This window comes from Desulfitibacter alkalitolerans DSM 16504, from assembly GCF_000620305.1.
GTDB lineage: Bacteria > Bacillota > DSM-16504 > Desulfitibacterales > Desulfitibacteraceae > Desulfitibacter > Desulfitibacter alkalitolerans.
Genome location: NZ_JHVU01000030.1, coordinates 38763 through 50622, shown reverse-complemented (window position 1 = coordinate 50622; position 11860 = coordinate 38763). Strand labels below are relative to the sequence as shown.

Here is an 11860-nt window from a genome sequence, read left to right as displayed (position 1 = left end):
CAATAGTATTAATTTAACCAGGGTGGAATGTAAATTAAATAAATGGCAGAGTGCTTGATTGGTGCAATAACGAACATGTGAAAAAAAATTTCCCCGGAAAGTGAATTAGTGGTAATATTTCTCAAAAAATTGTCAATACTAATCATGTGATTGGTTTTAAAAAAGGGGAAGTTAGGTGTCGTGCCGCTTTCCCTTTTTCCTTTCTATACCTTTTTAATAAAGAGTATTGACAGATTTTTTAATTTGCATAACTAAAAGGCAGATTATTTAATTTGATATAGTATTTAATGGTGAAAATATTTTGCAGTTTTCATCACAGATATGGCTAGGATATTTTGCTGTTTTACACTTAATTGGGAGTTCCCCCATTTGTAACACCTCCAGCTTTGTCCTAAGTGTATGATATCGCACCTCAAACCAGGAGAGTGATATGTGAAATTCTTGCTGGGCTAAAAAATCAAGAAAAAGTACTAAAACAATGGGAAATTAATTTAGATGAGAGCAGATGAGAGACAAAAAGAGCAAGTTTAGGATGGGATTAGAAAAGCTTACAAGGAAAATATGACATTATTGTTGTTAATTGGGAGCAGGAAAGCATTCTTTGACTCTGCTGGTATTACAGGACAATTTCAGTATTTACAAGTTTAAGTAGTCCATGCTGTTTTCCGAAGAATTGCCTTGCTGTTGATACAAGGCTAAACAATGTACTAAATCTTCTTGTTTCTGCATGCTCCTTATCTGATACCAAAAGTGGCCTGTTATAGACGGATACATATCTAGAGTTAAGTAATGTCAGGTAGTTATACTCTCTGCATTCTTTTTCTATCCGTCTTATTGACCTTACTATACGATCTTCGCAGTCAAGGATTTCTTCCGGGTCATCAATGTGCCTAAATATATTCTCACCCTCTCCTACCTGGCAGCTAATGTACTCAAGTAAATTAAGGCTTGGCTGGCGCCAGTACTTCTTGATGAAACTAGGGAAAATACTGATATATTTCCACTTACCCGACTCGCTGTTAAACCTACCGCTGTCTGTACTACAAATCTAACCTTGTATATACAATCATTTTCATCAAGAAGAAATAACCATCTTTCAAAGCCACCGTTATACTTGAGTCTGACACTATCGGCAAGTCCCAAACTTTGACGAATAAACGTATGCCTTATTGTACCTTTATAATGTTCTTGATAGATTTTTTCAAAATCCTCACCAGAACACTTGAAAGGCAGCTCAATGTCTAATACAATGGTTGTGGTTGGTTTTCGGTTGTTGATAATGATATTAATATATCATAAAAAAGGGTACGGGTGGTTCCCTGCCCTTTCCAACCACTTAAATATCTTACTGAAGATGCAATTGTCCTAATATTTTGATATTACTGCAGGGGAGATTGTCCCCTTACATTACTGTCTTGTGTCTCTATAAGCTGTAGAGGATGCTCCATTTTTGTAGAGCCATCTTTACCAAGGCGTACTAGCTGATGCTTTGTTATGTTACCAAAGGACTTCTACTACTGCATTGCTTTTTAAGCGACTGACGAAGTAAATACCCTTTTTACAGTATGCATCAAACTTCTCATAATCAACATACGTCCTGTCAAAAACATAGATGGTTTCTTGTTCATAGGTTATCATATCATCCATCATGTTTTTATCTGCAGGCTTTGCTGGTGTAACTATCGCTTCTTCTGTATAACCACACCATTGCAGAATTCAAGTAGTAAATGAAGCTTTATCCCTGCTTTAGTTTCTCTGAATTTAGCCCATCTAAACTGAGATAAACATAAGCTTATGGCTCTAGAATCAAGTATTAGCAACCGTCCCATTTCTTGACGTATTCTATCATGACCAAGTTCTTTACCAAGTTGCGTAGTGATATTTTTGAATAAATAAACTACTACCTCTACTGGCAGATCTCTTAATCTTGGGAGATATTTGTGAGGCGCTAATGGATTGATTATCAAAGACTTCAGTAGATTCATCATTGTTAAAATCATTACTAATATCTTTCAGGCTGTTTTTTTGGTTAATTTGGGAATTGGCTAGTAGTTCAATAAGTTCTACTGTAGATAACTTTTTTAAATACTTATCTACCTCCATGTCTGACAGCAAATTTAAAAATTTTTCATTAATTATAGGACTAAACAGTTGCAAAAAAGTGGATTTTTTGATGACAGTGGGAAAGAAGGACGGAGTAAATTTTCTATAGTAATTCCAGGCAGTTTAAAGGCAACAGAGAAACAAAAATTGCTGCCTCATCATACGGGTGATGAAAAATGTCCTTATTTGCCAGGATGCGGAAAGAAAGATAAATGTAGCAAGGGGTACATGTCTTTGGCATTGAAACAACAAAATTTTCAGGAGAAGGATAACAAATGTTCGGCAGAGCATAATGTTGAATATACTAATACTTTCGGGCAGTCGCTACACTATTTTTCTAATATGCTTTTTATCAATTCTATTTTGGGTAATTCGGATATAAAAAATAATGTATACGATGTGGCATAATGAAATTATAAAAATACAAACCCGTTTATTTAAATTACTATTTGGCTAAGGTAATTGACATAACTGTAGGAAGTATAATAAGGCTTTATTTAAACATGAAGCAAAAAAGTACAATAAGTGTATGCTATTACAGTCTCAATGAAAAATTCCAAATTCAAATGAAAGTTTGATGAGCATTAGTGTTTTCTGAAAGGTACTCTTAAAAAACATAAATGCTTAAATTAGCTTTTAAAGGAAATTGCTTTCAAAAAAAGAAATATTACCTATTAAATATATTAAAGACAGGAGGGAAAAGGGTTTGCAAATCACAAAATTTGTGGCTCCTGAAATAATTTTTGGAGATGGAGCTTTATCACAAATTGGTGAGTGCGCTGCTAGACTTGGAGCTACAAAAGTATTTTTAGTAAGTGACGAGGGAGTAAGGAATGCAGGATGGGTTGACAAAGCACTGCCGTATTTTGAACAAATTGGATTGGAATATTTTGTTTGGACAGAAGTAACGCCAAACCCTAGAGATTATGAAGCAGAAAATGCGGCAAAAGCTTACAAGGAAGAAGGGTGTGATGCAGTGGTGGGCTTGGGTGGTGGAAGCCCGCTGGACCTTGCTAAAGCAGTTGCCATTTTAGTTTCCAATGGAGGCTGCATTAAAGATTATGAAGGGGTAAATAAAATATTTAACCCATTACCACCAATGGTTGCAGTAGCTTCAACGGCAGGATCAGGTTCCGAGGTGTCTCAATTTTCTGTAATTGTAGATACATTTAGAAAATCTAAAATGACAATTATTTCAAAATCTTTGATACCTGATATTGCAATAATAGACCCAGAGCTGCTTTCAACAAAGGATGCAAAACTTACTGCAGCAACTGGAATGGATGTCCTTACACATGCCATTGAGGCATATGTATCATTAGCAAGTACTCCCATGACAGAGGTACTTGCTATTAATTCTATTAAGTTAATAGCACAAAACTTAAGACATTCAGTTGCCTCACAAACAAATAAAAAAGCAAAACAGGCCATGGCCATGGCAAGTATGCAAGCAGGACTTGCATTTTCCAATGCTATTTTGGGGATGGTACATGCTGTAACTCATCAGCTTGGCGGTCTTTTAGACATGCCCCATGGAGAAGCAAACGCCATACTCCTTCCCTATGTAATGGAGTATAATTTTTTATCATCAGTTGATAAATTTGCTGATATTGCCCGGGCGTTTGGTGTTTTAGATAGTAGTGTTTCTGATATACGACTGGCTAAAATCTCTATTTCACTAGTAAGAGAAATGGCTGAAGATATAGGAATTCCTTCCAAACTTTCAGAGGTTGGTATAAAAGAGGAGTTTTTAGAAGAAGTAAGCATTAAAGCCACAATGGATGCAAATATTATAACAAATCCAAGAGATACAAGTGCTCAGGATATCTTATCTGTATTAAAGAAGGCTTTATAACATTTATCATTTGTGTATAAAAAAGAGGTATGGTTATGCATAAAGAAAAACTAAATCTTATTGAGGACCTTACGGGGATACGTTCTTCAAAAAAAAACTACTACATTGAACTTAAAAAGAAAAATTTTCAGACTCAGAGGCAAAATGCACAATTAGAAATAATAAATGAGCTGACAAAAAGCATCAATGTGAACATGTCTTTACAAGAAATGATGGAAAATGTGGCTCATAAATTAAATTATGTGTTTACCTTTGACATCCTAGAGTTGTCTTTAATTAACAATAATAAATTAGAAGTCAAGGTTTCTCTTCCAGCAAAAGCTTTTGATGAAGTGTTTTCCTGGGAAGGCATAGAAAAAGGTCAATCTTTATACTGGGATGCATTAAAAAATAACAGGAGTTTTTTACTGCAAGATATTTCAAGGGAATATGCTAGATATTATGAGGAGAAGGCCTACTTTCATATGGGAATAAAATCCTTGATTGTGGTACCCCTGGCGATTAAAGAAAAGGTTATAGGAAACCTTGCATTACTGAGTAAAAAAGCAAATGGATTTGATGAATCAGATTTAACTTTCAGTAAGCAGTTGGCAGATCAACTCGCTGTTTGTTTAGAAAATACAAGGCTTTATGAAAAAGTTAAAGAAAAGCTAGCCATTGAATCCCAGCTTAGACAATCTACAAAACTAGCGGCAGTAGGGCAAATGGCAGCGGGCATAGCCCATGAATTAAATAACCCTTTAACAGCAATTCTAGGAAATGCACAATTGTTACAGAGAAATTCAATTGCTGGTTCCAAAGAAAGTAAAATAATAGAGGATATTGTAAAATGTGGTGTCAGATGTAAAAGAATTATTCAGAGCCTTTTGACCTTTGCTAGACAAGATTATCAACCATTTACTAATATTAATCTTAATAATGCAGTTAAGCAGTCGGTAGAACTTTTCTCTTATCAGATAGGTAACAGCAATGTAAAGCTTGAATTAGATTTAGATTCTGGGGTGCTGTTAATTAAAGGAAATATACAGCAATTGGAACAGGTTATTGTAAATTTCATTCTTAATGGAAAAGATGCTGTAGCAGATGTAGACAACCCTACCATTTGGATAGAAACAGGAATATGCTATCATCAAAAGCTTGGAAGTTGCACATATGCTTCTGTAAAAGATAATGGACATGGCATTGAAAAAAACCAACTTACAGAAATATTTAATCCTTTCTATACAACTAAACCACCTGGTCAAGGAACAGGCCTTGGATTGTCTGTAAGCCTGGGAATAGCAGAGGCCCATGGAGGATCAATTGAGGTTACATCTAAACCGGGAATAGGTTCTACTTTTACTCTATATATTCCCCTGGTCAAAGGAGATGGATAAAATGTACCAATATAATATTTTGATTATAGATGATGATACAGAAGTAGGAAACTTTTTTACATATCTCCTGGATAATCTTACTTATAAACTGGAAATTGTACATGATGGAAGACAAGCTTTAAACAAACTTCAAAAAAATCAATTTCAACTGGCCCTGGTGGATCTGAAATTGCCTGATACAGATGGTATTGCTCTCCTGGGAAAAATTAAGGAAACGCAGAATAATTGTGAAGTAATTATTATGACAGGATACAGTACTATAAAATCTGCAGTAAAAGCAATTCAATTGGGAGCTTTTGACTATATTAACAAGCCATTTGAAAACATATATGAATTAGAGTGTCTTGTTAAAAAAGCCCTTGAACAGCAGGAAGTGGTTGTATCTTATAAGAATTATGAAGAAGCCTGTAGTCAAGTGGGTCTGGTAGTAGGTGACAATGAAAAATTCAGGAAGCTAATTAATTTTGCTGCAAAAGTGGCTCCTAAAGATTTGAACATTTTAATAACAGGAGAAACTGGAACAGGAAAAGAACTAATGGCCCGTTTTATACATCTATGTAGTAAGCGTAAGGATGAAGCTTTTCTTGCTATAAATTGCAGTGCAATAGTAGAAAGTCTACTGGAAAGCGAACTTTTTGGACATGAAAAGGGTTCTTTTACAGGGGCAAGCCACCAGAGAAAGGGCTTCTTTCAGCTTGCAGATAGAGGCACTCTTTTTCTGGATGAAATAGGGGAAGCAAGTATTGGTATCCAGGTAAAACTTTTAAGAGCAATAGAAACAGGTGAATTTATTCCCATTGGTGCCACAAAAAAAATTTCAACTGATGTCCGAATTATAGCAGCAACAAATCTTGATCTGGAAGAAGCAGTGGTTAATAATACATTTCGCCAGGATTTATTTTACAGGCTTGATGTGTTAAGACTCCATTTACCACCCCTAAGAGAGAGGAAAGAAGACATACCTCTTCTTGTAGATTATATTTTGGAGAAAAGAATAAATAAAAAAGGCTTAAAAACAAAGGGGTTTGCTTTTAAAACAATAAAGAGATTAATGGAATATCCTTGGCCAGGCAATATTAGAGAGCTTATAAATGCTATTGAACAATCGACAGCCCTTGCTGAAGGCAACATGATATTACCTAAGCATCTTCCAGAAAAAATATTTAAGGGAACTAATGAAATAAGTGATAGCAAAAAGATTTCACTGGAGGATATTGATACATACTCTGAAGAACAGTTAATTTCAATAGCCAATGAACTTAATGAAATAGTTTGGAAAATATCTAAAAAAATGCCAGACAAGGTAGGATTCTGGCCCCAGAAAACACTGGAGGAAGTGGAACAAGAGATGATAGAAATGGCCATGCAAAGCTGCAAAGGCAATATAACAGCAGCAGCAAAAATCCTAGGTATTGGTCGCAATACCCTTTATAGAAAGGTAAAAAACAGGTAAAACATATAAAGATAAAAAATTCTTCAGGTATCCATTGCATGTGTTTGTAGGGACAAGTATTTATTGTTCCATATTTGGGTGCTTGTATCATTTTAGGCACTATATAATGTACTATTTTAAAAAATAATACGAATAAGAAATAAGCAATAAGCAATAAGCAATAAGAAAAAATGGATAAATGTTAAAAAAAGATTTGCTCTCCGTCTAATCCTTATCTCTTTCCGAAATATTAGAAAATTTCTGTCGATGGCATGATTATTGCTAATAACAAAGATAACTTGTTGATAGTAATAAATGCTATCAAAGTAAATTAAAGGAGGAGATAAAAGAGATGGAAAAGGTATTTAGTTTTTTCATGCCAACTATTAATTTAATGGGTCCTGGGGCAGTTAATCAAGTGGGAGAGCAAGTCAAAAACCTTGGTGGAAGCAAAGCTTTAATAGTTACAGACAAGGTATTGAACGAATTGGGCATGGCCAAAGCCGTAAAAGCAATCCTGGAAAGTGCTGGAATTCAAGTTGTGGTTTTTGATGGGGCAGAGCCTAATCCAACTGATAAAAATGTAGAGGCAGGTCTGGATGTTTTTAAAAAAGAAAAATGTGATATAATCATATCCCTTGGTGGTGGGTCGCCCCATGACTGTGCGAAAGGTATAGGCATTGTTGCTGCAAATGGTGGCAAAATCAATGATTACGAAGGTGTTAATAAGAGTACAAAACCAATGGTACCTTTAATAGCTATTAATACTACTGCTGGTACTGCAAGTGAAATGACTCGTTTTTGCATTATTACTGATACTGACAGACATATAAAAATGGCAATTGTTGACTGGAGATGTACACCCTCAGTATCAATTAATGATCCACTTTTAATGATGAAAAAGCCTTCTGACTTGACAGCTGCTACAGGGATGGATGCTTTGACTCATGCTGTGGAAGGCTATGTATCTCCAATAGCGACTCCAGTAACAGATGCTGCTGCGCTTCATTCCATAAAGCTAATATCAGAAAACCTGAGAAATGCAGTAGCCAACGGAGAGAATTTTGAAGCAAGAAACAACATGGCCTATGCTCAATTTATGGCTGGTATGGCATTTAATAATGCAAGCTTGGGCTATGTTCATGCCATGGCTCACCAACTAGGAGGATTTTATAACTTACCCCATGGTGTATGTAATGCTATTTTGCTTCCCCATGTGGAAAGATTTAACCTAATCAGTAATCCCAAGCGGTTTGCAGATATAGCAGTAGCCTTCGGAGAAAATATTGAAGGACTTTCTGTAAGAGATGCAGCAGAAAAGGCCATCCATGCAATAGAAAAGTTATCTCAGGACATTGGTATACCTGCAGGTTTATCTGAGTTGGGAGTAAAAGAAGAGGATCTGGAAATCATGGCGAAAAATGCAATGAAAGATGCTTGTTGTTTAACTAATCCAAGAACTGCTACCTTGGAAGACATAATTCAAATATATAAAAATGCACTTTAAGGTTAATGGATAGATAAATTATTATTTGATTTTTTAGCGCCACTTGAAGTTTTATATAAGAACATAGCTTTGCATTTAAGATAGCTTCCCTTATAAAAATAGGGGAAGCTATCTTGTTGTGCGCTTAGCATGGGTGCTTACTAGTCGGTGAAAGTCCGATGTGGGGGTTGATAGTACCAAAACAGCGTAGGATGTGAACTTGACTGCTGTGGTTATGCCATGGCAGTTTTTTATTTAGTAAACAGTAACCTGCAAATGAAAAATGACAATATTGTGCTAATAAAACAATTAATTATCTAGAGGTTAGCCGAAGTATGTGCCTAATCTGTTAATTACTTTATTAATGTAGACTAAGACTAGGAATAACCTACATAAAACAAACAGAAAGGATAATTAAACATTGACTTACAATAAGCCATGGGACAATATTAGTATTAAAGGGTACTCTTTCCACAAGAGGGGTGGACGATTGATGAAAGATAGTATTTATGGGTTAAAGGTAGATGGTTATCTAAGAGAAGTGATAGATATTTCGCGTCTTCAGGAAGTAATAGATAAATTCTCTGCGGCAACAAGTATGGGTGCGGTTGTGTCGGATGTGGATGGTATTCCTATTACAAAACCAAGCAACTTTACAAATTTTTGCCGTCTAATCCGTTCATCCAAGGAAGGGTTGAAGGGTTGTTATAAATCAGATAGTATTGGTGGAAAGATAGCTTGCAAATGTAGAGATATTAATTTATACAAGTGCCACTGTGGACTTAATGATATGGCGACGCCTCTTATTATTGATGATGTATATTGGGGAGCTGTTTTAAGCGGGCAGGTGCTTTTTGAAAAACCATCTCCTCAAAAATTACGGCAAATTCGCCAAATGGCCGTTAAATTTGATATAGACCCTGACAGGTTAGAGAATGCCTTTAAAGAAATACAAGTAGTATCAGAGACAACATGTAGAGCAGCTGGTGAGCTAATGCAGATAGTTGCAAAATACATTGTTGAAATGAGTGTCTCAAAAATAACTCATCAGAAGTTTATTCAACAAGTAGAGGATAGTGCTAAAAAAGAACGTGTTATGCATCAATTAGAACTTAGTGCCCTGCAGTCTCAGATAAACCCCCACTTTTTATTTAACACTCTCAATGCAATAAGTCGGCTTGCACTAATTGAAGGAGCTGGTAAGACGGAAGAAATGATACATGCACTGGCCAGATTATTGCGGCGTACTCTGCAAAATATAGATAAACTAGCACCTCTACACGAAGAAATAGAATACATAGAAAATTATCTGTTTATTCAGAAGACTCGTTACGGAGATCAATTAGATTTTAGAATAGAAATTGAAGAGGATGTTTTAGAGGTAATGATACCAATAATGACGTTACAGCCAATCGTAGAAAATGCTATTGTACATGGTATTGAGCCTAGGGAAGATATTGGAAACATAACAATAGAGGCTAGAAAGATCGAAGGCATGGTATGTATTAAGATAACTGATAACGGCATAGGAATGGATACAGAAAGGATAATGCAGAGCCTTGATTCTAGTCGATCGCTAGCAGGCCTTACAAAGGGGCTTGGGTTAAGGAGTGTTAAACAGCGTTTAAAGCATTGCTACAATTGTAATGATTTTATGGAAATTTTTAGCGAAGTGGGTAAAGGTACAATTGTCACCATATGGATTCCTCTCCAAATAAATAATACTAAAGAAATGGCTGTGAAAAAATGAATGGTAACCATGAACAACTGCGGATACTTGTTGTTGATGATGAGTGGTTGGAAAGAGAAGCTATCCCAATTATGCTTAAGCACTATGAAGACATGTACAAAGTAGTTGGAGAAGCTAAGAATGGAAAAGAAGCTATCAGTACAGCTGCTGAACTCAAACCTGACATAATCTTGCTTGATATAAAAATGCCAGGTATTGATGGTTTAACCGCAGCCAGTCACATTAAAAAAGAATCACCCTCTTCTGTTATTATTTTTCTTACAGCGTATGATCAATTTGAGTATGCTAAGGAAGCACTTAAAGTTGGGGCAATGGATTATTTAATAAAGCCACTTGGTTCAAAAGACCTCCTAGAAGCGCTTAATAAAGCACAGGTATTGATCGCGCAAGAAAAATTGCGTGAGACAGAGCAGTTAAAACTTGAGCGCCAGCTTAAGGAGGCATTACCATGGCTTAGATTAAATCTGGGTTTAAGCTTAGCCTTTGGCACCTGGGAGGAAAGGTCAAGGATTGAAAGGCAGGCTGATATTTTACAGTTAGAAGTATTACCCCAGGCTGCCTTTGGAGTATATATTGAACATAATAATTTAAATGATCCTTTACATACTGTATCAGATTTAGCTCGTTATAATTTACAGCAATTAATTGAAGATCTACTTAAGAAATATAGTTACGGGCTGTGCTTACCCATTGGTGATAAGCTGTTATTGGGTTTATTAGGAACCACGACAGTAGATATTGAAAAGGATCTCTACAGTATAGCAAATGAAATAATACACAATGCTTCAGAAAAGTTGTCATTAGGAGTAACTGTTGGACTAGGAAATACATGTAAAGATATTTCCGAAATTCCCAGGTCCGTATGGGAGGCTCAATTAGCAGCTGACTTGGGTATGTTTTATCTAGGCTCTGAGCACGTAGTCCATATTGGGGAGTTAGGAGAAAGACTAAACAGTATAGAAATGGCCCAGAGTACTGGTGATAATAATTTAGTTGAAGCATTAAAACAAGGTAACATTGGTCAAGTGAAGGTGCTGTTCAAACATTTTCTAGGCCAGTTGTCTTGTGATAGTAATGTTGATTTATACTTGGTTAAGGCTCGTTTGATAAATATTTTGATAATATTTGCCCGTAGTATGGGTATTAATCTGCAAGGGGACCAATTCGGTGAATCTAGTGTCTACTATGATTTTGCGCGGAAAATAGAACTTTGCCAATCAATAGATGATCTTGAAAACTGGATTTTAGAACTTGGAGAAACTGGACTGCGGATCGTAAACTCAACGGAAACAAAATCAGTATCCAGCCCGATTCAAAAGGTCCTTGAATATATTGAGGAGAATTATAATTCTGAGCTTACCCTTAGTAATCTTTCAAAGGTGATTTATTTAAGTCCTGATTACTTTAGTAGAATTTTTAAAGACCAAGTCGGCAGCACTTTTTCAGAATATATACTTAAGATCAGGATTGAAAAGGCAAAAGAGTTATTAAATAATCTGGATATTCCGGTATCTGAAATAGGACGTAAGGTTGGTTATTCAGACCCCAATTACTTCAGCAGAGTCTTTACCCGTGCAGTAGGTATGCCGCCAAGTCGGTTCCGGCAGGTTATTTGCAGCCATCCAAAAAACTGAGTACTACTCAAGTGGGATGGGGAAATGAAAATTTATTTAAAGGTAAATCTAAAGCATTTTAGTTTAAAAAACTAAAATGCTTCTTGTTTTTGCCAACAGAGTGCTATATGGGTAGAAATATTCCAGTTTTTGTTTTAGTCAGAGCAGAACCCTACGGAAATTATTTGACAATAATATGCTACACGAATACAACCCTGTCCAGAGGAAAAAATCAAAAAAATACT

Annotated in this window: 9 protein-coding genes and 1 pseudogene; 7 read left to right on the top strand and 3 right to left on the bottom strand. The window is 35.8% G+C overall.

What is annotated here, in order from left to right; translation table 11 throughout:
• Nucleotides 1–1497 precede the first annotated feature (1497 nt).
• The 3 genes and pseudogenes from K364_RS26095 to K364_RS27815 form a co-directional block, all read right to left on the bottom strand.
• Complete coding sequence (locus tag K364_RS26095) at nt 1498–1650, bottom strand: hypothetical protein (RefSeq protein ID WP_084295507.1); 153 nt, start codon at nt 1648–1650, stop codon at nt 1498–1500.
• Between the two features lie 29 nt (nt 1651–1679).
• Entirely contained in the window at nt 1680–2000 is a 321-nt protein-coding gene (locus K364_RS27210; protein WP_028307075.1) for a hypothetical protein, read from the bottom strand.
• A 43-nt stretch (nt 2001–2043) separates the two neighbouring features.
• A pseudogene (locus K364_RS27815) lies at nt 2044–2115 on the bottom strand (hypothetical protein); the annotation flags it as partial.
• Between the two features lie 36 nt (nt 2116–2151).
• Between K364_RS27815 and K364_RS0104805 the strand changes: the two are divergent.
• The 7 genes from K364_RS0104805 to K364_RS0104775 all read left to right on the top strand — a co-directional run bounded on the left by K364_RS0104805 (nt 2152) and on the right by K364_RS0104775 (nt 11636).
• Complete coding sequence (locus K364_RS0104805; RefSeq protein WP_028307074.1) at nt 2152–2511, top strand: hypothetical protein; 360 nt, start codon at nt 2152–2154, stop codon at nt 2509–2511.
• 298 nt (nt 2512–2809) lie between these two features.
• Nucleotides 2810–3958 (top strand): iron-containing alcohol dehydrogenase, encoded by a 1149-nt coding sequence (locus K364_RS0104800; RefSeq protein WP_028307073.1) that lies wholly within the window; start codon nt 2810–2812, stop codon nt 3956–3958.
• A 35-nt stretch (nt 3959–3993) separates the two neighbouring features.
• A complete protein-coding gene (locus K364_RS0104795) occupies nt 3994–5334 on the top strand; it encodes a GAF domain-containing sensor histidine kinase (RefSeq protein ID WP_028307072.1) in 1341 nt (446 codons plus the stop codon).
• Between the two features lies 1 nt (nt 5335).
• The gene (locus tag K364_RS0104790; protein WP_028307071.1) at nt 5336–6787 is read left to right on the top strand and encodes a sigma-54-dependent transcriptional regulator; all 1452 of its coding nucleotides are present in this window, start codon (nt 5336–5338) and stop codon (nt 6785–6787) included.
• A 331-nt stretch (nt 6788–7118) separates the two neighbouring features.
• Nucleotides 7119–8273, top strand: a complete 1155-nt coding sequence (locus K364_RS0104785) for an iron-containing alcohol dehydrogenase (RefSeq protein ID WP_035268052.1) — start codon at nt 7119–7121, stop codon at nt 8271–8273.
• A gap of 472 nt (nt 8274–8745) precedes the next feature.
• Entirely contained in the window at nt 8746–10002 is a 1257-nt protein-coding gene (locus tag K364_RS0104780; RefSeq protein ID WP_051533810.1) for a sensor histidine kinase, read from the top strand.
• A complete protein-coding gene (locus K364_RS0104775) occupies nt 9999–11636 on the top strand; it encodes a response regulator (protein ID WP_028307068.1) in 1638 nt (545 codons plus the stop codon). The genes K364_RS0104780 and K364_RS0104775 overlap by 4 nt, the downstream gene beginning before the upstream one ends.
• The last annotated feature ends 224 nt before the right edge of the window (nt 11637–11860 follow it).

Coding starts and splice junctions, on each gene's coding strand:
- K364_RS26095 (WP_084295507.1), bottom strand. CDS start 1,650: ATGATGGATGATATGATAACCTATGAACAAGAAACCATCTATGTTTTT.
- K364_RS27210 (WP_028307075.1), bottom strand. CDS start 2,000: ATGATTTTAACAATGATGAATCTACTGAAGTCTTTGATAATCAATCCA.
- K364_RS0104795 (WP_028307072.1), top strand. CDS start 3,994: ATGCATAAAGAAAAACTAAATCTTATTGAGGACCTTACGGGGATACGT.
- K364_RS0104790 (WP_028307071.1), top strand. CDS start 5,336: ATGTACCAATATAATATTTTGATTATAGATGATGATACAGAAGTAGGA.
- K364_RS0104785 (WP_035268052.1), top strand. CDS start 7,119: ATGGAAAAGGTATTTAGTTTTTTCATGCCAACTATTAATTTAATGGGT.
- K364_RS0104780 (WP_051533810.1), top strand. CDS start 8,746: ATGAAAGATAGTATTTATGGGTTAAAGGTAGATGGTTATCTAAGAGAA.
- K364_RS0104775 (WP_028307068.1), top strand. CDS start 9,999: ATGAATGGTAACCATGAACAACTGCGGATACTTGTTGTTGATGATGAG.